Source organism: Clostridium sp. 1001275B_160808_H3 (genome assembly GCF_015550425.1).
In the GTDB taxonomy this organism is placed as follows: domain Bacteria; phylum Bacillota; class Clostridia; order Clostridiales; family Clostridiaceae; genus Clostridium.
On sequence record NZ_JADNAT010000005.1, the window covers coordinates 50673 to 75767 of the forward strand.

Annotated in this window: 18 protein-coding genes; 11 read left to right on the top strand and 7 right to left on the bottom strand. The window is 27.1% G+C overall.

The features are described 5' to 3' along the window. Nucleotides 1–28: 28 nt before the first annotated feature. Nucleotides 29–676 carry a glycosyltransferase gene (locus I2A75_RS05275; protein ID WP_195263552.1) on the bottom strand — a complete coding sequence of 216 codons (648 nt, stop codon included), beginning with the start codon at nucleotides 674–676 and terminating at the stop codon, nucleotides 29–31. Nucleotides 677–1171: 495 nt separating this feature from the next. Between I2A75_RS05275 and I2A75_RS05280 the strand changes: the two genes are divergently transcribed. The 6 genes from I2A75_RS05280 to I2A75_RS05305 all read left to right on the top strand — a co-directional run bounded on the left by I2A75_RS05280 (nucleotide 1172) and on the right by I2A75_RS05305 (nucleotide 12184). Continuing rightward, entirely contained in the window at nucleotides 1172–1513 is a 342-nt protein-coding gene (locus I2A75_RS05280; protein ID WP_195263436.1) for a zinc ribbon domain-containing protein YjdM, read from the top strand. A gap of 198 nt (nucleotides 1514–1711) precedes the next feature. After that, nucleotides 1712–1966, top strand: coding sequence for a small acid-soluble spore protein Tlp (gene tlp / locus I2A75_RS05285; RefSeq protein WP_195263437.1), 255 nt, complete (start codon nucleotides 1712–1714; stop codon nucleotides 1964–1966). Between the two features lie 243 nt (nucleotides 1967–2209). Then, complete coding sequence (locus tag I2A75_RS05290; RefSeq protein ID WP_195263438.1) at nucleotides 2210–3133, top strand: MerR family transcriptional regulator; 924 nt, start codon at nucleotides 2210–2212, stop codon at nucleotides 3131–3133. A 103-nt stretch (nucleotides 3134–3236) separates the two neighbouring features. Continuing rightward, nucleotides 3237–3656: a PPC domain-containing DNA-binding protein gene (locus I2A75_RS05295; RefSeq protein ID WP_195263439.1), complete on the top strand. Its 420-nt coding sequence runs from the start codon at nucleotides 3237–3239 to the stop codon at nucleotides 3654–3656. Between the two features lie 478 nt (nucleotides 3657–4134). Beyond that, nucleotides 4135–7665, top strand: a complete 3531-nt coding sequence (locus I2A75_RS05300; RefSeq protein ID WP_195263440.1) for a beta-N-acetylglucosaminidase domain-containing protein — start codon at nucleotides 4135–4137, stop codon at nucleotides 7663–7665. Nucleotides 7666–8308: 643 nt separating this feature from the next. Continuing rightward, a complete protein-coding gene (locus I2A75_RS05305; RefSeq protein WP_195263441.1) occupies nucleotides 8309–12184 on the top strand; it encodes a beta-N-acetylglucosaminidase domain-containing protein in 3876 nt (1291 codons plus the stop codon). A 49-nt stretch (nucleotides 12185–12233) separates the two neighbouring features. Here I2A75_RS05305 and I2A75_RS05310 read toward each other — a convergent pair whose 3' ends face one another. Further along, nucleotides 12234–12812 carry a hypothetical protein gene (locus I2A75_RS05310; RefSeq protein WP_195263442.1) on the bottom strand — a complete coding sequence of 193 codons (579 nt, stop codon included), beginning with the start codon at nucleotides 12810–12812 and terminating at the stop codon, nucleotides 12234–12236. Between the two features lie 138 nt (nucleotides 12813–12950). Further along, nucleotides 12951–13685, bottom strand: coding sequence for a GntR family transcriptional regulator (locus I2A75_RS05315; protein ID WP_195263443.1), 735 nt, complete (start codon nucleotides 13683–13685; stop codon nucleotides 12951–12953). Nucleotides 13686–14025: 340 nt separating this feature from the next. Between I2A75_RS05315 and I2A75_RS05320 the strand changes: the two genes are divergently transcribed. After that, nucleotides 14026–15216 carry a phosphopentomutase gene (locus I2A75_RS05320; protein WP_195263444.1) on the top strand — a complete coding sequence of 397 codons (1191 nt, stop codon included), beginning with the start codon at nucleotides 14026–14028 and terminating at the stop codon, nucleotides 15214–15216. A 116-nt stretch (nucleotides 15217–15332) separates the two neighbouring features. On the opposite strand, the gene I2A75_RS05325 is transcribed toward I2A75_RS05320, so the two are convergent. Both I2A75_RS05325 and dusA read right to left on the bottom strand, forming a co-directional pair. Next, nucleotides 15333–15842 (bottom strand): flavin reductase, encoded by a 510-nt coding sequence (locus I2A75_RS05325; RefSeq protein ID WP_195263445.1) that lies wholly within the window; start codon nucleotides 15840–15842, stop codon nucleotides 15333–15335. A 240-nt stretch (nucleotides 15843–16082) separates the two neighbouring features. After that, nucleotides 16083–17129: a tRNA dihydrouridine(20/20a) synthase DusA gene (dusA, locus tag I2A75_RS05330; protein ID WP_243242038.1), complete on the bottom strand. Its 1047-nt coding sequence runs from the start codon at nucleotides 17127–17129 to the stop codon at nucleotides 16083–16085. Between the two features lie 512 nt (nucleotides 17130–17641). Here dusA and I2A75_RS05335 point away from each other — a divergent pair. Further along, complete coding sequence (locus tag I2A75_RS05335; protein WP_195263446.1) at nucleotides 17642–18466, top strand: MBL fold metallo-hydrolase; 825 nt, start codon at nucleotides 17642–17644, stop codon at nucleotides 18464–18466. Nucleotides 18467–18498: 32 nt separating this feature from the next. Here the strand turns inward: I2A75_RS05335 and I2A75_RS05340 are convergent, their stop codons facing one another. Further along, nucleotides 18499–18777 carry a hypothetical protein gene (locus I2A75_RS05340; RefSeq protein ID WP_195263447.1) on the bottom strand — a complete coding sequence of 93 codons (279 nt, stop codon included), beginning with the start codon at nucleotides 18775–18777 and terminating at the stop codon, nucleotides 18499–18501. An 84-nt stretch (nucleotides 18778–18861) separates the two neighbouring features. Next, nucleotides 18862–19722 (bottom strand): GNAT family N-acetyltransferase, encoded by an 861-nt coding sequence (locus I2A75_RS05345; protein ID WP_195263448.1) that lies wholly within the window; start codon nucleotides 19720–19722, stop codon nucleotides 18862–18864. A 343-nt stretch (nucleotides 19723–20065) separates the two neighbouring features. Here I2A75_RS05345 and I2A75_RS05350 point away from each other — a divergent pair, with 343 nt between their 5' ends. From I2A75_RS05350 to I2A75_RS05360, 3 genes are all read left to right on the top strand, one after another. Continuing rightward, complete coding sequence (locus tag I2A75_RS05350) at nucleotides 20066–20824, top strand: SDR family NAD(P)-dependent oxidoreductase (RefSeq protein WP_195263449.1); 759 nt, start codon at nucleotides 20066–20068, stop codon at nucleotides 20822–20824. Nucleotides 20825–21162: 338 nt separating this feature from the next. After that, nucleotides 21163–23184, top strand: a complete 2022-nt coding sequence (locus tag I2A75_RS05355; protein ID WP_195263450.1) for a molybdopterin-dependent oxidoreductase — start codon at nucleotides 21163–21165, stop codon at nucleotides 23182–23184. Between the two features lie 148 nt (nucleotides 23185–23332). Beyond that, nucleotides 23333–25045 (top strand): methyl-accepting chemotaxis protein, encoded by a 1713-nt coding sequence (locus I2A75_RS05360; RefSeq protein WP_195263451.1) that lies wholly within the window; start codon nucleotides 23333–23335, stop codon nucleotides 25043–25045. Nucleotides 25046–25095 lie beyond the last annotated feature (50 nt).

The window sequence follows — 25095 nt, forward strand, 5'->3', positions numbered from 1 at the left end:
TTATATTATTTTGGCATTATATTAATAATTATTTGAACTTTTCTGGAAATTGCTTGATTATTCCGTCAGAAAGTATATCTGCAAACATAATCATATGATCTTCTCCTCTATCAAATGCATCGATATCTGACTTCCAATCTTTCTTTAATCTAGCATTGACTGCTTCTAAAATCAAGTCTAAATGTTTGTGTAACATACTTTTTAAAGTTTTGTTTGAGTACTTAGGATTAGCAGAACTTAGGAAGTCGGCTATTTGGTCTGCATTTTGATACCATAATTTATTATATTTTTCAAAATCATTCTTGTTGCCACTTTGAGCTGCATCAAGAACTTGCCCAGCAAGCTGTATATGTTCTCTCAATATAGAAGATAGCTTATTTCCTGCTTCTTCACCATAGTAGGGTTTTATATAGTTTCCAATATCATCCTGATTTTTAAGAAGTCTTTCTAAGGCTGGGCCCTTATCTTCAAGAGAATCTATATCAGCTATAATATAATTCCTAGTCCATAGAACATGATCGATCCATAGTTTTCTTTCATTCATTTTTAAATCACATTTTGATTTAGTTAAAGTATCATTAGTGAAAGAAGTATTTTCTATGGCGTTAGCTTTTAATGGAATAAAAAATAAATTTAATAAGGATAGTAGGAATAAGGATTTTTTGAAAGTTTTCATCATTTGTATAATCTCCTTCTAGTTGTAGAATTTAATGTTAGTTTTTTCAAATATATGTTGATATATACTGATGAAAATACTGATATTTATTGAAATTTCTACTTAAGGGGAATATTTTTTTATAGCAATAGAAGTTGTAGAGAATGATATTAGTAAATCAAACTTAAAAGATTGGGTACATTATGTTTCATATTATACTGATATAAATGCTAATATTTTAGTGTTTGCAACCTGATAATGCCTATAGAAAAAATAATAGTGTGAATTTAAAATTTCTAATATATATAAAGTTACACTAGAAGTAAAATTAGAAATAAATATGTATATAAAAATTAATTTTATAAGAACAAATAAGTATAATAATTGTAAATATAATGTGATTATGATAGTATAAAAATATATAAGGATTGCCTTATATATTTTTTTGTAAAGAACAATATTTTAATTAATATATTGTACAAGTTTAAATATTTAACTAATGGAGGAAATGGATTAATGATAAGTTTACCAAATTGCCCAAAATGTAATTCAGAATATACTTATGAAGATGGAAGTCTTTTAATATGTCCAGAATGTGCACATGAATGGACTTTAGACTCCGTAAATAATGATAATGAAGATGAAAAAGTAGTAAAAGATGCAAATGGAAATATTTTAAGCGATGGAGATTCTGTTACTATAATAAAGGATTTAAAAGTTAAGGGAAGTTCATCACCATTAAAGCAAGGTACTAAAGTAAAGAATATACGTTTAGTTGATGGAGATCATAATATTGATTGTAAAATTGATGGCTTTGGTGCTATGAAGTTAAAGTCAGAATTTGTTAAAAAGATTTAAAGATAATATTTCGGTATAAAAAATTATATTGTATTAGTATATAAAGTTGTATCTTTTGATACAACTTTTTTTTATAAAAAATAGAAAAAGGGGTTCATAAGTTACTTTTTTGGCAAATCAATTTCATAGCTAATACAGTATAAACGAATATAAATTGTACATCATATTAATGTAATTTAATTTATAGGAGGGATTAAAATGAAAAATAAGCCTGATGATAGAAGCGATAATGTAGAAAGAATACAAGAAAATATCAATAACGTTTTAGAAAATATTCATTTAGCTAATGAAATGATTGATAAAACAGATGATCCCAAAACAATTGAAAATCTAGAAGAAAGAAATGAAAGAAGAGAAAGAGCGCTAAAAGGACTTCATAAGGAAATCAGAGATGAAGCAATAGCAAATGAAATTAAATCAAAAGTACTACCAAATGAAAATTCTTATAAATAATTAATTTGTAATAACTACAAGAAAAAATAAAAGCCATGCAAAGATGAAATTTAACATTAAAAATTAGTTTAATTTCATTTTTATGTATGGCTTTTGTTATTTTCTAAATGTTTTATTAATTTTAATGTAAAGTAGTTTAACAAATTAGTATAAATATTAATAATAAAAAGATTTTATATTATAATTTAATTATTATTGACTAGAACCTAAGGGAATAGATTAGCATAGATTTGAGGTGATAGTATGTTAATAAATGAAGTTGTTAATTTAACAGGACTAACTAAAAAAGCTATTAGTTATTATGAAAAACATGAGCTAATAAAATCAAAGAGGAATAAAAATGGATATAGAGAATATTCAAAAGAAGATATATCGTTATTAAATGAAATATCTTTGTATAGAAAGTTAGATATATCTATTAAAGATATTAAAAGAATAATAAATAGCAATAACAAGAAGGAAATATTAAATAATGTTATTAAAGATAAATATAAAAAAGAAATTGAAATAAAAATACAAAGGGTATATTTAAATAGGATTATATCTGGAGATTTAAGTGAAGAAAGCATTAGAAATTTAAATGAAGAAATTATAGTAGATGAAAAAAGTAGTGGTGAGTTTATAAAGAGAGAATTAAAAAGATCCTTTCCAAGTGGACTAGGGTTATATTTAGCCCATCACTTTTCACCATATCTAAACGAACCAATAGATACTTTGGAAAAGTATGATGCATGGCTTAAAATAGTAGGTTTTCTAGATGATATGCCAGATATAAAAATACCTAAATTTATTGAATTAGCATATGAAAATATGTCAGAGGAAATACAAAAGAATATAGCTGAAAATACAAGAAAAGAAATATACAATATGTTAAATGCTGAAGGAGAAGAATTAGAAAAATATAAAGAAAAGCTTATAAAAAATATCGATATGCAAAATGATAAATCTATATTAAAAGTTATGCAACCTTTTTACAAGTTTAAAAAGAATATGCTTGAATTTTTTAATAGCAGTGGGTATTATGATATATTTATACCGAATATGAGAATTCTAAGTAGTGAATATAATGAGTATCAAGATAACCTTATAAAATTAAATGATAAGATATCAAAGGAATTAGGAATAAAATATGATGAAAATATGAGAATAGTAAGAGAGAAGATTTGAGGAGTAGAATTATACTACTTTTTATTTTTATGATAAAATCAAAATAAGAATAAACTTAGTATAATACTGGATGAAGTATATTTATAGAAATGGAGAATAGAAAATGGATTATAGAGTATTTGATGAAAGAATTGTTTTAAGATTAGAAAAGGGAGAAGAAGTTATTGAATCTATTAAAAAAGTTTGTGAAGAACAAAAAATAATAGCAGGTTCAATATCAGGGTTAGGGGCTACTAATCATGTAGTTGTAGGCTTATTTAAGCCAAATGAAAAGAAATATTATTCATCTACTTATGAAGATGACTTTGAAATTACAAATATTACAGGAAATATATCAGTAATGGATGAGGAAGTATATTTACATATACATGGAACTTTTGCAAATTTAGAGGGAAAATGTATAGGTGGACATTTAAATAAAGCAGTTATCAGTGCTACAGCAGAAATAATAATAAATAGAATAAATGGAGCTATAGGAAGAAAATTTGATGAGAATATAGGCTTAAATCTTATTGAATTTTAACTGACTTAGTTTAAATCAGAATATTTAATAAATATTTAAAATTCATATAGTGGAAATATTTACAATTAATATACAAACTTTTTTTCTAATTAATTAAAATTAATTATTTAATAACCCCGAAAATAAAGAATCCTATGTATTTGGATTCTTTATTTTTTATTTTAAGGCTTTATTATGTAAGTTTAAAGAATTTACTTAATAGTATAGAAGTTTTTTAAAACTTATAGAATGAAAAAATTTCCATAAAATCGTTGACTGGTGGAGTTATTTTATATATAATGTAAAAGTAAGTTAAAATTTGTTAAAATTTAGCGTGTAATCTAATTAATTTAGAGCATTAGCTGGAAAAGGTAAGTATATCTTTTCCAGCTTTTTTTTATTAGTAATATTGTTTAATTTAATATGATTAATTATTATTAAAAGCTTAATTTATATTAAATTACATTATTATATAATTTTTATTAAGGGGGACCAAATAGTGAGATTAAAAAGTAAAAAACTAAAGAGATTCATAGCAAAGGCTATGATGGTAATTATGTTATTTACATTATTACCAAACGTATTTACACTAAGGGTTAAAGCTTTAGATGGAAAGGAGGTTAAAAATGTAGAGTATGAAATATACCCAATTCCTCAAAGTATTGAATATGGCGATGGTAATATAAATTTTCAAAATAAGGCAAATGTTATATTTGAAGATGGAATTGATGATGCAACTAAAAATAGATTATTTGAAGTATTGAATATTAAAGGTATTTCATACGAAGTAGGTACTGAAATAAAAAGTGACCAAACAAATTTTTTAGTAGGAATAAATAATTCTAAAGGTATTGTAGATAATTATTTTAATAATAGAAATTTAGGTGATGATGCTCATTTTGAGAAAATAGATTCTCATATAGTATCAGTAGATGATAATGTAATTGCAGTATTAGGTAAAGATACTGATTCAGCATTCTATGGGCTTACATCATTAAAATTAATATTTAAACAAATAGAAGGTAATGAAATAAGAGAACTATTAATTAAAGATTATTCAGATGGACATTGGAGAGGTTTTATAGAAGGATATTATGGTATTCCTTGGAGTAATGAAAATCGTATGGATTTAATGAAGTTTGGTGGAGACTTTAAGATGAATGCATATATTTTTGCTCCAAAAGACGATGAATATCATAGCCTTAAATGGAGAGATCCATACCCAGCAGAAAAGCTAGAAGAACTTAGACAATTAGCTGAGGTTGGAGCAAAAACAAAAAATAAATTTATATGGACAATTCACCCATTCTTAAAGGATGGAATGAAGTTCGATACAGATGAAAACTATCAAAGTGATTTATCAAAGATTATTGCAAAGTTTGAACAATTATACAGTATAGGTGTTCGCCAGTTTGGAGTACTTGCCGATGATGCTGAGGGAGAAGCAAAAGATCAAGTAAGACTTATGAATGATCTAGAACAATGGAGATTATCAAAAGGTGATGTATATAGTTTCATTTTTGTTCCTAAGGTATATACAAAAGAGTCAGCAGGTGGAGATGTTAATAACGAATATTTAAACACAATTTCTGCAATGCCTGAAAGTACTGAAATATTATGGACAGGTGATACTATACTTGGATATGTAAAAGAAGATAGTTTCGATTTCTTTAAAGAAGCAGTAGGAAGAGAACCTTTCATGTGGTTAAACTGGCCTGTAAATGATATCAATAATAGTCGTTTATTAATGGGTAAGGGTGAAATGTTAGATAAAGATGTTACAAACTTTAGAGGAATTGTAACTAATCCAATGCAAGAGGCACAAGCTTCAAAGGTAGCTCTATTTGCAATTGCAGACTATGGTTGGAATCGTGCAGGTTTTGATATGGACAAGAGTTGGGAAGATTCATTTAAATATATTGAACCAGATGCAACTGAAGAATTACACACATTTGCAAAGCATATGAGTGATCCAGCTCCAACTTGGCATGGATTAACTTTAGAGGAGTCTGAAGAATTAAGACCAATAATTCAAGAATTTACAAAGAAATTATTCAGAAAAGAATCAATAATAGAAGATAGTAAGATTGTTTTAGCAGAATATAAAGAAATTTTAGATGCAACTAATAATTTTGCACAAAAGTCTAAAAATGAATTGATGAAAAATGAAATTAAGGCATGGGTTGATTCGTTAAGAGATTTATCTGAATCAACAGTTGCATACGTTAATGCGGCACTTGCTTTAGAAGAAGGTAACTATGAGGAAGCTGTTAAATATTATGCTTTAGGTGTAAGTGAATATACTTCTTCAAGAAGTTATAGAGTTCAAGGAATTAATGGACAAATTAGACCAGAGCCAGGTAGTAGACATTTAGTACCATTTGCCAAGGATTTATCAAGAATAATTGGTGAAAAAATTAATCAAGAAATTAATCCAGACACTGTTAAGCTATCATTATTCCCCTATACAAATATGGGATATAATTTATATTGGGGACATGTTCAAAATATAGTTGATGGAGATAATTCTAGATTATCAACTATGTGGATTCGTAGAGCTGCAAATGAAGATGACTATGTTGCTTTAGAATTAAGTGAAGTAACAGAAGTTAACAGTATTACATTTGAACAAGGTGAGCCAGGTGCTGGAGATAAATTTAACTTTGTTAAGTTCCAATCTTCAATGGATGGAGAAACTTGGACGGATATAGATGGTGTTGCATATGGACCAGAAAAAGAAAAAATAGTTGTAGAAAATCTTAAAGTAAAAGCTAAATATGTAAGAGTTATTCCAACAGGGGAAATCAAAAGTAACTGGATATCAGTTCGTGAATTCTCAATTAATAAAGAAGATGATAGCAATTTATTTAGAGATGTTTATACAAATATAGAAGCTTTAACTAACAATAAAGTAAATATATTACCAGAAACAGCTATACTTGAAAATATAAATGATATTACATTAGCAGAAAATGAATATGTAGGTATTAAGTTAAACAAAATAAAAGAATTAAAAAATATTATTGCTGAATATACAAATAAAAATAATCTAACTTTAGAAATATCAATTAATGGTATTGAATGGACAGCTGTAGAAGACTTGAGCTCTAGTGTAAATGCACGTTATATTCGTATTATTAATAAAGGTAAGGAGTCAGTTAAAACCAATGTTACTAAGTTAAAAATAGAAAATACAACTAATGATGTAACGTTTGATGTTAGACCAGCAGCAGAAGCTAAGTTTGAACCAACTAATTTAATAGATGGTAAATTAAACACAGCATTCAAACCTAATGTAAATGCGCCAAAAACAGGACATTTAACATATTATATTTCTGATAACACAGAGATCAAAAAGTTCACTGTATTACAAGATCCAACTACAGTATCAAATGCAGCAGTATCTATAAGAACTGAAGATGGATGGAATAATATAGGGGAATTAAGTAAGAGTCTTAATGTATTTAATACATCACAATTCAAAAATGTATTTGAAATAAAAATAGAATGGAATGGAATGGCTCCAACTCTAAATGAAATCGGAATTTCAACAGTTGAAGAAAGTATGGATGTTAACAAAGAAGCATTGACAGAAGCAATAGAAAAAGCAGAAAGTATGCTGACATCTGATAAATACACTGAAGAATCAATAGCTAACCTAAAAGAAGTGCTAAATGTAGCAAAAGAAGTTATGATAAATGTAAATGCTACTCAAGAAGAGATAGATAAAGCATTAGAAGATTTAAACAAAGCAATATCTTCTTTAGTTGAGAAACCATCAGTTCCAGGTGAGGAAGAAAATCCTGGAGAAAATGAAAAACCAGGTGAAGATAATTCAGATAATGATAGTAAGCCAGGCGAAGATAGTAACCCACTTCCTCCAACAGGTGATGAAAATAATAATTCAGGAAAAGGTGATGGAAATTTACCTAATACAGGAGGAACATCACCAGTTATGGTTCTAGCAATAGGAGGAATTATTTTAATAGTTGGAGTAGTAACATTAAGAAAAAAATCTGCAAATAATTAAATAAAAGTTTTACAATAAAGTTTGTTTATTAAGAAAAGATAATTTTTTTGAAAAGGTGCAATCTTAGAAATCTATTTAATATAAAGTTTATTCAATTTCAAGTAAGTTTTATTGCCTTAAAAAAGTTAATTTCTTATTTTTATAAAGGGGCTCGCGAAACGCGAGCCCCTTTTAAACCATTGATTTTACTTACTTAAAGACGTTTTTAAAATTAAATAGAAAATTTTCTCTATTATTTATATATTATATATTCGCAGAATAGGAAGCTTGAATTAGAAGTTCCAGTTTTATTGGCTAATATCAAAAATTATTTTTATACAGCCAATTTATTAAATTCAAGGTATTATCATATAATTATTGGAATTATTATAATAAATCAATAATATTATTTATTTAGAAAATTTGATGTAATTACTAAAAAAAGTAATGAAAGCGTTGACATAGTGGATAAATGTATATATACTGTAAATGAAAGTTAAATTATGTTTATTTTTGGCGTGTAATCTAATTAAATTTAGAGCATTAGCTGTGATAGAAATATTTTATTTATAAAAATTATTTATAAATAAAATAATTTTTAGCGCAGCTATTATTATTTTTAATATTAAAATTAATAATAAAATACAGATGAAAGAGGGATAAAATGTTAAGAGCAAAATTAAATTCTATTTTAGCAAAGGTAGTTGTAGCATCATTTATATTTACAACAACACCAACAACAGTTTTTGCAGATGTTATTAATAATCAAGATAAGAAAGTAGTAAAATTAAAAGTTGAATCACCAAGGGTAAGCCCAACACCACAATTAATAGAATCTTCAGGAGAAGGAACAGTTTTATCTAATAAAGTAAACATAATTGGACAAGATAAAGCAGATGAAGATGCTGTAAGAGAACTAATGGAATTTTTAAAAACTTTAGGTCTTGAAGTAAATACTGATTTTAATGATGAATCCACAACGATAATAATCGGAGAGGATGATGATAATATACAAGAAATGAATAATTTCTTATCTGAAATTAATAAAGAAGGAGCAGAATCTATTTCTGTGAATGAAGGATATGTTCTTGCTGCTAACACAAATGAAAATGGATCTATGACAATAGCTATAGAAGGTACTGATGAAGTTGGTACTTATTATGGAGTTAAAACTTTAAAGGAATTAGTACTTAATGTAAATAATCAAAATGTTATGCCTGAGGTTTATGTAAATGATTACCCTACTCAACATGTAAGAGCCATTGTAGAAGGGTTCTATGGAAATCCTTGGACACATCAAGATAGATTAGATCAATTTAAGTTTTATGGAGACAATAAATTAAATATGTATATATATGCTCCAAAGGATGATCCATATCATAGGGATCAATGGAGAGATCCATATCCACAAGAAGAAATGGCAAGAATGCAGGAGCTTATTAATACAGCTACTGAAAATAAAGTTGATTTTGTATTTGCAATTTCTCCAGGAAAGGATATAGATATAAATTCAGAAGCAGATTATCAGGCACTTATTGATAAGTGTGAGTCATTATATAACATGGGAGTTAGAAGTTTTGCAATCCTTTGGGATGATATATTCACAGATGATGGAGTTGGACAAGCTGCTATAATGAACAGATTTAACACAGAGTTTGTTAAGGCAAAAGATGGTGTTAAACCATTATTAACAGTTCCAACGCAATACTGGGGAACTTCAATGTTTACTGATGGACAAGTTAAACCTTATACGAAAGGATTTGCTGAAAATCTAGATACTGATATAGAAGTTATGTGGACAGGGGAAAATGTTATGTCCGAAACAGTAACTTTAGATGATGCAGAAAAAGTAAATAATCTTTACAATAGAAAAATGATTTTATGGTGGAACTATCCTGTTAGCGACTATAGAGTTGATAAGTTAGCTTTAGGACCAATATATAACTTAGGAAATGATTTAGATAGTAAGATTGGTGGATTTGTTATGAATCCAATGGAGTTTGCAGAAGCATCAAAAATAACTCTTCATACAGGAGCTGATTATGCTTGGAATACTGCAGCTTATAACCATGATAAGGCTTGGGATAATGCAATTTCAGATTTAGTTGGCGAAGAGTTGAAAGAGAGCTTTAAGAAATTTGCTGATCATAGTACAAGACTTGATACTGGTAGAGAAGATGCTCCAGAAATGAGGGCTATAATGGATTCTTTCTGGGATAAGGTTGATAATAAACAAATTCCAGCTACAGAACTTGAGAGTTTAAAAGTAGGATTTGAATCAATAAAATCAGCAGTATCAGAAACTCAATCTAAGTTATATTCTGAGATGCTTGAAGAAGTAGCGCCTCAATTAGAAAAGCTTACTAATTATGCAGATGCAGCATCTACAGCAGCAGATATGGTTATCGCAATGCTAAAAGGCGATAGTAAGTTATGGTGGGAATTAAAGTCAAAGCTTTCATTGCAAATTGAAGTTTTAGATTCATCAAAAGCAATAATATCTGAAAAGGTATTAGATGATTTTATTAAACAAGCTAATACAAAGACAGACAATATGTATTTTGATGGTGTATTAAAGGAAGAAGTAAAAACATATAATTATCAAGCAACTACATCTGATAATCTTTCACCATTAAAGTTTGAGGAATGGTATAATGGTAAATCACCTTATGAACTTTCAAATATGTTTGATGGTAAATTAGATACTGCATATAGATCATCAGGAAATATTAAATCTGGAGATGAAATAATAGTAGATCTAGGACAAGAAGAGTATATTAAAAATATTTATATGTTAATGGGAAGAACTTCAGAAGATAATATGATCATGAATGGAAATCTTCAAATATCTAAAGATGGTATTGAGTGGAAAACTATAGTTGAAGGAAATACATTCAGAGAAGTGTTTGAAGATGAAATTAATGAAAATGCTAGATATATTAAATATGTAGCAACGGAGGATCAAGAAAATCAATTATACGTAAGAGAAATTATGGTAAATAAAAACACTCATAGTGGAGTGAACTCTAGCGTAGATGCTAAGCTTTCATATAAAAAGAGTATAGCTGATAAAAATGAAATAAATTCAGTTGTTTTAGAAGAAAAAGTTAAATTAAAAACTGGAGATACAATTGAATTAGAACTTCCGGAATTTAAGTTTATTACTGGAGTTGATGTAAATAGTAATGCAAATGGAAGTATTGAATATACAGTAAATGGAATTGATTGGATTAAGCTAGGAGATAGTGAAACAATAAAGTTAGATAAAGCACAAATTGTAAAGGCAGTTAGATTTGTATCAAATGAAGATAAAACATTAAAGAATTTTAGTATGGATGTAGTAATTGAAGGAAGAGGAAATCAATCAGTTGAAACAAATAGAAATGGTAGCGGAAATTATAAAGATTTAAATGCTATTATTGATGGAGATTTAGATTCAAGCTTTATTTCATCAGGTGCATTAAATGTTGGAGATTATTTCACTTTAGATTTAGGTGAAGTAACTAATGTAAGAAATATTCAATTTATAGGGGATAGAGCATATGGTGGAGATAGAATCCGTGATGGAAAAGTTGAATATTCACTAGATGGAACTAATTGGACAGAAATATATAATGGTGGAATTTCTGAACAATTTAGAATGTATGACTTAGATTTTAATGCTAAATATTTAAGAGTAACTGCAACAAAGGGAACTGATGCATGGCTTAGAATGTCTGATTTCTCAGTAAATTCACCAGAAGCAGAAGTTATATTTGAATCAACTGCTAAACCATCTGATGATAATCATAGATTACCTAACTTAATGGATAATAATATTCAAACTTCATATATACCATCTAGAGATCTTGGTAGTGAAGATAAGCTAGTTTATAATATATTTGATGGTGCTTTAGTAAATAAAGTTGAAGTATTCCAAAGTGAAAAGACTATATCTAATGCTAAAGTTATTGCTAGAACATCAGATGATAGAAGAATAGAGCTTGGAACATTAGACAAAGGCTATAATATGTTTAATATGGAAAAGCCAGAAGAAGTTATATCAATAACTTTAGAATTCCAAGAAGGATCTGGAAAGCCTGAAATATATGAAATAGTAACTGAAAACTTTAGTTTAGAGGCTATAAAAGAGATTGCAAAAGCTAATTTAGTAACGGCAAAAGAGCTATTGACAAATACTGAAGGTAAATCAAATGAAGTTATTGAAGCCTTAAAGGTAGAAGTAGCTGAAGTTGAAAAATTATTAATAGACGGTGGATCAAGAGAAGAAATATTCTCGGCAAATAAGAAACTTGAGGCTGCAATAAAAGATTTTACAGATTATACTGAAGAATCTAAGCCAGATGAAAGCCCAGAAGTTAAGCCGGAGGAAAATCCAGGAAATAGTGATGGAGATACATCAAATGGTACTGAAGAGGATAAAAATAATAAACCAGGTAAGCTTCCTCAAACAGGTGGACCATCAGGATTATCAACAATGCTTTTAGGAATTACATCATTACTTGGTGGAGTAGTAGTTTATAAAAGAAGAAGAAAATAAAAACTTATAAATTAAATAAGAATAGAATCTAATATATGAAAAGCTATTATTACATTGCTTCACTTTGTAATAATAGCTTTTTTACTATTGTATATATCTCTAACCAGTTATCCACTCTTATTATATTTTTATTAATAGGATCTTTATTATAATTAGTGTTAATAAGCAAAACCTTAAAGCCTGCATTTGAAAGATCTATTGCGTTTGAATAATTATCTTCAATAAAAATATTGCAGTTTAATTCTCTAGCTTTATCTACTTTATAATGGCTACCTAAAAGATACAGATTATCATAGTAAATTGAGTTTTTTCTTAGGTATCCATGAGTTAGTAATGCAAGATTTTTCTCGCGTGCAGTTACAAAATAAATATTACTATATAAACTAAGTTCATTTATTACATATCTTACATGCTCTCTTATTTTCTGTTTGGAATGAAGTTCATACTTATACTTTTCATAAAATTCTAAATAACTTTCTTCACTTATATCTAAAACCTTAGAAATAGAGTATTCTGTGACTTCATTTTCTTTAATATTTGTTTTAAAGTATCTGTTACAAGGCTCAAGCCAATAGTATGCATCAGTTATAGTTCCATCTATATCTATGCATATATTAAATTTTTTCATTTTCTCACCTTCTTTATAATTATATTTCTATAATACTATTTAAAAGTTAATAAAGAATTAAAAATAAGTTAAATTATCAAATAAGTTAAAATAAAGTTATATAGTATTTTTAATAGTATAATTTATGACTTAATATTTTTATTTTGAAGTATGAATTTTAATTGATGTATTCAATAATGGTAAATAATGCTTACTAAATGCAAGAGGATACTCATTATTTTTATATAGAGATTCTTCAATTAAATAGTATTGTTTCTCAGAGGGAATAGAGTGTTTTTTAGTTGCAAACTTGCCTGATTCTGAAAATTTAATATCTATTGAGCTACTACTACATTTATTATAAATATCATCTTCGATAAATTTTAGAAGACTATTAGTATCCTTTAAATCTATATCGAAATAAGATATAGTTTCAATAGGAATAATTGTATAAGTATATGCTAGAGCATTTCCATTACTCATATACCATCTATCAATATTCACTGCGGCGACAGTCTTTTTACCTAAAACCTCTATAAAATAATCGGATGGAGGTTCTATATGAAAATCCATTTCTACATGATCTATTTTAGCTTCTAATGATTTATATATAATATGTCCTAATTTTTCAAGTCCAATCTTTTTATTTTTTTGATTTCTTACTATAAAATTACCTTTTCCGCGAATGTTTTTTATTAAACCATCATCTTGTAATAATGATAAGGCTTGACGTAAAGTTGTTCTACTTACTCCTAACTCTTTAGCTAAATCAGGCTCTGAAGGAAGTCTATAATTATCTGGAAGGTCTTCTTCCTTTATCATTTTAAATAGTGTGTTGTATACTTCAACATATCTTAAATTTTTAGATTTTTTAATAATATCAGTATTAACCATAATAAAACCTCTCTCTATAAAAATAAACAAGTTTAATACAAGTTTATATTTACCTATTATAATATAATTATAGAATAAATTATCAAATTTTTCTAATAAAATATCAATAAAATACAATAGTGAAAACGTTGACCGATACAAATGGATTGTAGTATTATAAATATATATAATAGACAAGTTTAAGACAACTTTAAGGATGTATTATAATTTTAAATATGCTATAATTTAATTAATTAAGCTTAGGATTAAATAATTAAATTATAAGAAATAACAAATAATAAAAAATATATAATATATTTTTTATAGTCTTAAATAAAGAAGATTGGAAAGGAGTAATAACATGAAGAAATATAAAAGAATTTTTACTATTGTAATAGATTCATTAGGTGTTGGAGAAATGGAGGATGCAAAAGAATACGGAGATGTAAATGTTGATACTCTTGGTCATATTGCAGAATCAGTAGAGTCTTTTAATGTACCTAATCTTGAAAAAATGGGAATTGCAAATTTACGTCCAGTAAAGCATTTAAAAGCGCAAGAAAAACCATTAGGATATCAAATGAAAATGAAAGAAGCTAGTACAGGTAAGGATACTATGACAGGACACTGGGAAATTGCTGGTTTACACATTACTAAGCCATTCCAAACTTTTACTGATACAGGATTTCCTAAAGAACTATTAGATGAATTAATTAAAAGAACAGGTCATAATATAGTAGGAAATAAAAGTGCTAGTGGAACAGAAATATTAGATGAGTTTGGTGAACATCAAATGAAAACTGGAGATATGATTGTATATACTTCAGCGGATTCAGTATTACAAATATGTGGACATGAAGAAACATTTGGATTAGAAGAGTTATACAGATGTTGTGAAATTGCAAGAGAAATTACCTTAAAGGATGAATGGAAAGTTGGTAGAATAATTGCAAGACCATATGTTGGAGAAAGAAAAGGCGAGTTTAAGAGAACAAGCAATAGACATGATTATGCATTAAAACCATATGGAAGAACAGTATTAAATGAGTTAAAAGACAATAATTATGATGTTATTTCTGTTGGAAAAATAAATGATATATTTGATGGTGAAGGAATTACAGAATCACATAAATCAAAAAGCTCAGTTCATGGAATGGAGCAAACATTAGAAATAATGGATAAAGACTTTGAAGGATTATGCTTTGTAAATCTAGTTGATTTTGATTCGCTATGGGGACACAGAAGAAATCCACAAGGATATGCAGAAGAGTTAGAAAAGTTTGATGTTAGTTTAGGAAAAGTTTTAGAAAAGCTTAAAGAAGATGATTTATTAATTATAACTGCAGACCATGGAAATGATCCAACATATATTGGATCAGACCATACAAGAGAGCATGTGCCATTCTTGGCTTATTCACCTTCAATGAAAGGTAATGGAGTGCTAGGAACTTGTAATAGTTTTGCATCAATAGGAGCAACAATAGCAGATAATTTTGATGTTAAAATGTCTGAAGGTACTATTGGAGAATCTGTTTTATCAAAACTAAATTAGTTTAAATAAAGTTAATAAGATTTTTTATATAAAAAGTTTTATAATTATTAAACACACTTTATAAAAAACAAACTATTACTATTAAGGTTTTATAGTAGTAGTTTGTTTTTATTAAATTATTCTCTTATTAATATCTTTTCTATTTCTGCGATATATAAAGTATGATAATCTTTGTCTGGATAGCATTGTTTTTCAATATCACCATCGATAAAGCATTGAGGTTCAAACTCTTGAGCATATAACTTTTTACAGATAATTGTAAGCTTTGCTTCTTCGAAAGCTGGAGTATTATCAATATAATTAACTGTTAAATTAGTTTTTGAAAGTTTATCCTCATCCCTCCCAGAAACTGTTCCTAAGTAGCTTAAATCCTTTTTGTAACTCTTATCGAAGAATGTAAGTGAAAATGTAGAAGATGCATCTACAAACTCTTTAGTAAATCTTTGAGGTCTTAGAACTATAGAAACTACATTTTTCCCCCACATAATACCAAAGCTTCCCCAAGAAGCAGTCATTGTATTAACTTTATTTTCTTTCTCAGCTGTAACAAGCATCCAGTCATGACCAATTAATTTAAAGGTACTTTCATTTAAATCTTCAGGTTTAACTTCTCTAAAATTACTCATAATATGTTCCCCCGTATTAAATTTATTAAAAATATATTATATACATTATTATACATGTATAGTTGGAAGTTGTATGCACTATAAATTTTAAAATATAATATTATTTATAAACAAGGAGTATATATTAAGTTAAACTTTAATGAAATAAGGTATTTAAAAGAAGAAATTTAAGTTTTTATGTTAAAGGTAAATAAAAGGAGAGTAAGATATAACTTTACTCTCGCTTTATAATAAAATTATTTAATTATCTTCCCATAATATATCTTGAGGCATTACTTCAAGGATAGTATTAAGTATTTCTATAATATTTTCTTTTTTTACATTAGAAGAAGATAATAGCTGCTTATACTTTTTACTTCCTCTTTGTCCTTGGAATAGACTTTGAAGTGGAGCAATCAAAGTATGAATGCTGTTACCTTTTTCAAGTTCTTCTATAATATATGGAGTATAAGATTTTATAATTTCTCCTCTTGAAATAGGCTTTGTAGTTTGAGTATTTTCATAAAGTTTATGGAAGTTAGCTAAAAGATAACAATCTTCATATGAAGCTCTTCCTATCATTACGCCATCTACTTTAGTAAGAGCCTCCTTAATTGAATCTAATGTTTTAAAGCCGCCGTTAATTTCTATATTTAAATGACTAAATTCTTTTTTTAATCTATAAACCATATCATAATCAAGTGGGGGAATTTCCCTATTATCCTTTGGACTTAACCCCTTTAATATTGCAGAGCGTGCATGAATTGTATATCTATCAGGTTTAGCTTTAGATACAACATCTAAGAATTCTAATAAATCTTCATATCCATTCATTATAATTTTATTATTTTTATCTTCTATAACACCAGTTCCGTCTATTCCTATTCTATGTTTTATGGTAACAGGCTTAGCAGTTGCTTCTTTCATAGCAGATAAAATTTCATAAACTAATTCTTTAGAAGACATTAGTGCTGCCCCCATTAAGTTACCAGAAACTCTATCAGATGGACAGCCACAATTTAAATTAACTTCCGTATAATTATAATCATTGGTTAATTTAACAGCCTTATAAGCATCTTCAGGATTAGAAGCCGCAATTTGCAGTGCAACAGGGCCTTCTTCTTCTCTAAAGTAGAGTATTTTATCTCTATCACCGTTGATTATTGCTTGAGCTGTAACCATTTCTGTGTAAAGTAGAGCATCTTTAGTTAAAAGTCTTGAAAAATATCTAAAATGCCTATGGGATTTGTCTACCATTGGGGCAATACTAATTTTTGGAGTTTCAATATTTGAAATATATTTTTCCATCATTTGTTTCCTTTCATAGTTATTTATAAATTGAGAATTAGCCTTAATGATATGTATTAACTTTCCGATTTTCATATAATATCGAATACAATTCTAAATTTAAGATAGCTAAGATGACTAAATTTTTATAACTCGCTGCGCTCAAACAATAAAAATTCTTAACGCCATCTTAGATATCTTAAATAAGAATTGTAGTTTCTCATTATAATAAAATCTCCAATTTAATACATATCATTAATGAGTCTAATGTTTAATTTAACTGTGTAAAGTGGCAGAATATAATTTGGCGAAGATAAATAGACTGTGGAATAAGCCTAGTACTTCTTTGCATAGCTATTTATCTTATGGAACATATCTAGTTATCGTAGCCTTTATATTCGCAATTAATAAAAAATATTCGCAAGTTATTTTTTATTATTATAGCATATGGGGGTAGCAAAATAGTAATGTAATTAAAGTAAAATATGATAGAATAGTAATTGGAATTAATATGGAAATGGTTGGTGATGGTCATGGTAATAACTACTTTAGTTGAAAATACTTCAGTATCGAAAGAGTTTAAATGTAAACATGGGTTATCTTTATATATTAAAACGGATAAGCATAATATATTGTTTGATTTGGGCTCTAATGGATTGTTTATTGAAAATGCTATAAAACTTAACATCGATATATCAGATGTTGACATTGTTATTATATCTCATGGACATAAGGACCACGGAGGTGCTTTAAAATTATTTTTACAACATAATAGTAAAGCAAAAATATATATTCATAAAGATGCATTTAATAAGTATTATACCTCAGTTTTAGGAGCACTTAAATTTTATGTAGGATTAGATGATAGACTTCAATTTAATGAAAGAATTGTATTTACTGAAAATATATTTGAAGTTGATGAGAGTCTATGTCTTTTTTCAAATGTTCCAAAGAAATATGAAACAGCGAGTTCAAATAACTCATTATTTATTAAAATTGATGGCAAATATTATAAAGATGACTTTACTCATGAGCAAAATCTATTGATAAAGGAAAATGATAAATATATATTAATTGCTGGATGTGCCCATAAGGGAATAGTTAATATAGTAGAAAAAGCAGAAGAAATAATGGCATCTAATATATCAACTGTTATTAGTGGATTTCATTTATTTAATCCAGTAAATAAAAAAAGTGAAAGCTTAGAATTTATTAGTAATATAGTTAAATGTTTAAATAATAAGGATACTGTTTTTTATACTTGCCATTGTACAGGAAATAAGGCATTTAATATATTAAAAGAAAATCTTAGAGATAAAATAATGCATTTATCTACAGGACAAGTTATAGAAATTTAATAAAAAAAATCGTACCCTAAGTAGGTACGATTTTATTTTTTATGTGAATCAAATAATAGCATAGTTACAAATATAGCTAGTAATACTCCTCTAGCAATATTGAAGCCTATTCCCCCTAAAGCTAAAAAATCTATTATTACATAACCAACTATGTAAATAGCACAACAGATGATTGTCCAAATTATTTTACCTTTAGTTGTTTTTGCAGCTTTAAATTGAAGCTTTCCACTATTTATTAAATATTTTGATAAGTAATTTAAAATTACACTAGATATAATAAATGATAATACAAGAGTTAATATATTAGCCAAATCTTTAGCTCCTTTCAAATTTATAGTAATATTATAACATTTATTATGAAAATTAAGTGTAATTTTATTTTAAACTTATAATAATTAGTTTTTCAATTCTAATAACATTTCATATTGGCCAACAAAATTTTGAAATCCAATGGATGAAAGCATTTTAATCATAGGTGTATAACTAGAATCTACATTAATAACAGATATCATATCTGATTTTGTATTTCTAATTAAATCCGTTATAATACTTTTTCCAACACCTTTATTTCTATATTTATTATGAACTGCAAGCTGTGGAATATCTCCGGTATTTTTATCAATAATTCCATAAGCAATAATTTTATTATTATCTTTCACTAATGAGAAGATGAAGCTATCTATATTAGATCGTACAGAATCAATAGAATTTTGCCATGAAGGTGTGATATCCCAAAAATTCATTATTTCATTCCACTCTTTTTCACTTAATATAGATTTATTTTCAATATTATATATATTTGTAGGGAGGGAGGAGAAGTTATCTAATTTAAAACATTCAAATTCTCTTATAACTTTAAAACCTTGTTTTTTATACAATTCAAAAGCAGCAGTATTGTTTTTTAATACTTCAAGCAAATAACATTCTATATCATTTTTAATTAGTTCTTTTTTTAGATTATTAAACATTGTTCTGGTAATTCCTTGTTTTCTATATTCTTTAATAACACCTGTTCCTGTGTCATATACAGTTTTTTTATTATTCCAGACTCTGAGTCCGTTATAAATGAATCCAATTAAATTATCCTCTTTAAATGTTCCAATTGAAATTTTAGAATCATAACCTCTTCTTAAAAGCATGTTTTCAAATTTAGAAAGGGAAAGATCAAGATCTACTTGATAATCTGAAAAAGCCAATATAAATGCTTTATGCAAAATATCAATAGACGTATTTTCTAGAGTATTGTAGCTGCACATTTTAAAACCTCCTTAATATAATTACCATATTTTTGCTCTTTATATGAGTTTATCATAAAAAGTAAATTGTGGTATATAAAATAAATATTTATATTTGTAATTGACAAAAAAGTAACAATGAAATACACTTAAAGTAATATATGGATAAAAAATACATTTTTCTAGAACTAGTCCTTTATCAATTACATACTAAAAATTATTATTAAATATAAGTTAGTTCATATATATACCAAAGAATAAAATAATATAAAAAATATAGTTTGAAAATTAACAAATTATATCATGTTATAAAGTAAATTATTAAATTTAAAATAGAAATAATTATATTTGGGAGGTATTATATATGAAACTTAATGGTAAGGTTGCTGTGGTTACAGGTGCTAGTTCAGGTATGGGAAGATCTATTGCTCTTTTATATGCAAAAGAGGGAGCTTTTGTTGTAGCAGTTGCAAGAAGAAAAGAAAAGTTAGATGAATTAATTGAGGCTTCTAAGGACTATGAAGGAAAAATTATTACTATGCAAGGTGATGTTTCTAAAAAAGAAGATAATGAAAAAATGATTGATCTTGCTATAGAAAGATTTGGGAAAATTGATATTTTAGTTAATAATGCAGGGGTTATGGATGAAATGATGCCAGTTGCTGAAGTTCCAGATGAATTATGGGAAAAAGTAATGAGTGTTAATTTAAACGGTCCATTTTATGCTTGTAGAAAAGCTGTTAATTCAATGTTGAAGCAAGGTTCTGGAATTATAATAAACGTAGGATCTATAGGCGGATTAAATGGTTGTAGAGCAGGTGTTTCTTATACAGCTTCTAAATATGCATTATTAGGTTTAACTAAAAACATTGGATTTATGTATGCAGATAAAGGGATAAGATGTAATATTATATGTCCTGGTGGAGTAGAATCAGAAATTGGAGTAGGTATAAGTCATCCAAGTGAATTTGGATTCTCAAGAGTAAGACTTGGAATGGGGAATGTGCCAAGGTCAGGTTCACCAGATGAAATAGCTACAATTGCTCTATTCCTTGCTACTGATGATTCAAGTTTTGTAAATGGAACTGAAATTGTTGCAGATGCAGGTTGGACAGCATTTTAATAAACTATAGTAAAACTATAGTATACAGATGTCGAATATATAATATATAAACTAATTCCATATCCTTTTTTATAATGAATTATAATTTAAGAGGAATTAAGTATGAGAAAATTTCCAACACATATAGTTATAGTAGATGGAATTATTGAAAATGATAAAAAGGCTATATCAAATTTATTTTGATATAGCCTCTTAATATTTCCACAAAATTATCATATAAGTAGTAAAAATATTTAGCTAGTAAGTAATTATAAAATTTGATATTCTATAAGGAGAAAACGATATAACATAAAATACTATAAAATAAGTAAAATATATAAATTAAATGAGGGTGTGTTATGGAAAAATTAAGTCATGGATGTACATTAGATTGTTTTGATTGTTGTAAGTTTAATATTTATGTTGATAAAAATGAAATAATAAAAATTCAAGGAGATAAAGATCATCCGTATACTAAGGGATTTATATGTAAGAAGGGGTTAGCGCACTTAGATAGATTAAATCACAAGGATAGAATATATTCGCCAATGATAAAAATCAGTAATGAATGGAAAGAAATATCCTTTGATGAAGCTTTAAATATTATGGCTGAAAAACTTGAGTATTACAAAAGTGAATTTTCATCAAAGTCTATACTATATTATGAGCAATATGGAAATGGTGCATTACTTAAAAGCATGGGCGATTTATTTTTTAACTTCTATGGCGGAGTTAGTAAATCTAAAGGTGGACCTTGCTGGAGTGCTGGAATTAAAGCACAAACATTTAATTTTGGAGATGTAAAAAGTCATTCATTAGATGATATGATAAATAGTAAGACTATATTTGTATGGGGAAAGAATCCTGCCTTTACAACTATACATACAATGCAAAGTATAAAAAAAGCCAAGAGTAATGGAAGTAAGATAGTAGTAATTGATCCAATATACACAAAAACTGCAGAAGTGTCAGATAAATATGTAAGAGTTAAACCAGGTGGAGATGGAGCTCTTGCACTAGCTATGGGTAAAATAATAATTGATAAAAATTTGTATGATAGAGATTATATAGAAAAGTATGTTAATGGCTTTGAAGAATATAAAAGTTATGTAGAAGGCTTAAGTCTTGAAAATTTAATAAAAATTTGTGGTGTAAGCAAAGACGATATAGAAGAATTAGTAATGCTATATACAAATAAATATTCTACTATTTTGCTTGGATATGGTATGCAAAAATATAAAAATGGAGGAAATACAGTAAGCCTAGTAAATATTTTAGGAGCTATCACTGGACAAATAGGATTTACTGGTGGTGGTGTTAATTATGCCAATAAAGTTTATCCAAGTGTAATTGACTCAGATCCTTATAATAGCGAAAAATATTGTGAAAATAGATTTTTTTATGTGAGTCATATGGCGGATTTTATAAATGATTCATTAAGTGGAAAAGACTTTTATGATGATTATAAAGTTTATTTAAAAGATATTAGATTAAATGAGGATACTAAAAAATATAATATACCAATAAAAATGGCTGTAGTTACAAAAAGTAATTTAATAAATCAATTAGCCAACTTAAATAATCTAAAGAATGCCTTTTCAAAAATAGAATTTAAAGTATGCTTTGATATGTTTATGACTGATACAGCTAAGGAATGCGATTTATTTATTCCAACTACAAGTACATTAGAAAGTGAAGATTTAATATATAGTTCTATGACAAGTCCATATATAATTTATAATGAAAAGGCTGTTGAACCTAAAAATGAATTAATGGATGAATATGAATTTTTTAAAGAGCTTGCAAAAAGAGTTAAATTAGATAATTATCCATATGTTGATAAGCAGGAATATTTGTCAAAAGTTATAGAACCATTAAAGGAATTCAAAGAAGAAGTAAGTATAGAGTATTTGAAAAATAATTATTTTACAATTCATAAACCTGTAGCTTGGGAGGATAAAAAATTTAAAACATCTTCAGGGAAATTTGAAATATTTTTTAATAAAGATTTATATTTAAAAAATAAATTAGAAAATAGAAATAATAATAAATTAAGTTTTAAATTACTTACTAACCATAGTAGAGATACTTTATCAAGCCAACATATGATGGATGAAGAGGAAATATCTATTGCTTATATAAATGAAGATATGGCAAATAAGATATCTTTTAATGAAGATAAAATAGTTACTTTAAAGAATAATAATGGAGAAATAAGAGTAAAGTTGAAAATTGATAACATAGTATCCGATTACGTGATTTTAATGTATGTTGGATGGTGGACAAAACATGGAAATCCTAATTATCTAACAGATTCAGGAATATCTGATATAGGTGGACAAGTAACTTACAATGAAACTGAAGTTGAGATAGTGATGTAAAATATGCGGTTATTTAAAACTTACCATATTTATAATAATGAGGTTATAAAAGATAAATTTGACACTTGTTTATTAAATGTTTAATAATAAATATGAACAAATATTTAACAGTAATATAAACAAAAGATTAGCATACAGGGGGAGACATATGAAATTTTATAATAACTTAAAATTATCTACACGATTGACAATTTATTTCTTAAGCACTATTTTTTCAATGGGGGTAATTGGAATAATAGGAATATATAATATGCATAGTATTGATAAATCGGTGGATTATTTAAATAACAATACTATAAAATCAATTGACTCAATTAGTAAAATAGATAAAAATCAATTGATTATTTATAAAGATATACAATTACTAGTAAATTCAAGTGATAAAGGTAATTCAGATGAATTAATAAAAGAAATTACTAATGCTTCAGAAGAAAGTGAAAAGCAAATTGCAATATATGAAACGACAGTTGATGATGAGGATGAAAGAAATATTTTTAATGAGTTTAAAAATAATTTAAAGTTATATAACGAAGATGTTAAGAAGTACATAAATTTAATGGATAATGGAAATAAAAAAGAAGCAGAAATACAACATTTAGCTATTATTCAAGCAAGAAATAATATGGAAAATGAGCTAAATAAATTAATAGAGTTAAATGAACAATGGGCTAATGAGATAAAGGTTGAAGGTAAGGAAACTTTTAGTAATTCATTAAAGTTAATTATTTATATTATATTAGCATTATTTATATTTACAAGTCTATTTGCATTTGTTATGAAAAGTTCAATAAAAAAATCTTTAAGTAAGATAAAAGGATTATCTAATAGATTATGTAATTATGATTTGTCTTATCCTATTATTATAGAATCAAATGATGAGTTTGGAGAAATAGGACGCGATTTAAATAAAGCACAAGAAAATATTAGTGATTTAATAAAAAATATTATGAATAGTTCTCAGGATATGAGTGCTTCAAGTGAAGAGTTATCAGCTACAGTAGAAGAAATGACTGCAAAACTTGAAAGTATAAATGCATTAACAAGGGAAGTTAGTTCAGGAGTACAAGAAAATAGTGCAACAGCTGAGGAAATATCAGCAGCAGTACAAGAAGTGGATTCAAGTGTTAATATACTATCAAGTAAAGCAATGGAAGGCAGTAACAATGCAGTTGAAATAAGAAATAGAGCAACAAGAGTTGAAAAGGCTAGCAAAGTAGCTACTGAAAACACAAAAGAAGTATATAGTGAAATGGAAAAAGAAGTTTTAAAAGATATAGAAAAAGGAAAAGTTGTTGCAGATATCAAAGTAATGGCAGAAACTATTGCAGGGATAGCAGAACAAACAAATCTTTTAGCACTTAATGCTGCTATAGAGGCAGCAAGAGCAGGAGACCAAGGAAAAGGATTTGCCATAGTGGCTGAAGAAGTAAGAAAATTAGCTGAACAATCTTCAAAAGCAGTAGGTAATGTAAAGTTTACTATAGAAAAAGTACAAGAAGCATTTAAAAGTTTATCAGAAAATAGTAATAAGTTATTAAAGTTTATTGATGATAATATTGTTCCGCAATTCGAAACCTTTGTAGAGATTGGAGAGCAGTATCAAGGTGATGGTATATTTGTAAGTAATATGTCAGAGGAACTAGCTGCAATGACGGAAGAAGTGTTAGCAACAATGAATCAAGTTAGTGAGTCTGTTCAAGGCATGGCAGATATGGCTCAAATATCGTCAGGAAACTTAGATGGAATAAATGAAAGTGTTTATGAATCAGCTAAAGCTATGGAACAGGTAGCTAATACAGTTCAAGCTCAAGCAGAGTTTGCACAGGATTTAAATGAAATGATTCAAAAATTTAAGGTTTAAAAATAGATTACTATACTTTAAATTATGTTATAATTAATAAGATATAGAAT

Bases quoted from the DNA above. Each gene is read 5' to 3' on its own strand.
- I2A75_RS05275 (WP_195263552.1), bottom strand. From the start codon at position 676: ATGAAAACTTTCAAAAAATCCTTATTCCTACTATCCTTATTAAATTTA.
- I2A75_RS05280 (WP_195263436.1), top strand. From the start codon at position 1,172: ATGATAAGTTTACCAAATTGCCCAAAATGTAATTCAGAATATACTTAT.
- tlp (WP_195263437.1), top strand. From the start codon at position 1,712: ATGAAAAATAAGCCTGATGATAGAAGCGATAATGTAGAAAGAATACAA.
- I2A75_RS05290 (WP_195263438.1), top strand. From the start codon at position 2,210: ATGTTAATAAATGAAGTTGTTAATTTAACAGGACTAACTAAAAAAGCT.
- I2A75_RS05295 (WP_195263439.1), top strand. From the start codon at position 3,237: ATGGATTATAGAGTATTTGATGAAAGAATTGTTTTAAGATTAGAAAAG.
- I2A75_RS05305 (WP_195263441.1), top strand. From the start codon at position 8,309: ATGTTAAGAGCAAAATTAAATTCTATTTTAGCAAAGGTAGTTGTAGCA.
- I2A75_RS05310 (WP_195263442.1), bottom strand. From the start codon at position 12,812: ATGAAAAAATTTAATATATGCATAGATATAGATGGAACTATAACTGAT.
- I2A75_RS05315 (WP_195263443.1), bottom strand. From the start codon at position 13,685: ATGGTTAATACTGATATTATTAAAAAATCTAAAAATTTAAGATATGTT.
- I2A75_RS05320 (WP_195263444.1), top strand. From the start codon at position 14,026: ATGAAGAAATATAAAAGAATTTTTACTATTGTAATAGATTCATTAGGT.
- I2A75_RS05325 (WP_195263445.1), bottom strand. From the start codon at position 15,842: ATGAGTAATTTTAGAGAAGTTAAACCTGAAGATTTAAATGAAAGTACC.
- dusA (WP_243242038.1), bottom strand. From the start codon at position 17,129: ATGGAAAAATATATTTCAAATATTGAAACTCCAAAAATTAGTATTGCC.
- I2A75_RS05335 (WP_195263446.1), top strand. From the start codon at position 17,642: ATGGTAATAACTACTTTAGTTGAAAATACTTCAGTATCGAAAGAGTTT.
- I2A75_RS05345 (WP_195263448.1), bottom strand. From the start codon at position 19,722: ATGTGCAGCTACAATACTCTAGAAAATACGTCTATTGATATTTTGCAT.
- I2A75_RS05350 (WP_195263449.1), top strand. From the start codon at position 20,066: ATGAAACTTAATGGTAAGGTTGCTGTGGTTACAGGTGCTAGTTCAGGT.
- I2A75_RS05355 (WP_195263450.1), top strand. From the start codon at position 21,163: ATGGAAAAATTAAGTCATGGATGTACATTAGATTGTTTTGATTGTTGT.
- I2A75_RS05360 (WP_195263451.1), top strand. From the start codon at position 23,333: ATGAAATTTTATAATAACTTAAAATTATCTACACGATTGACAATTTAT.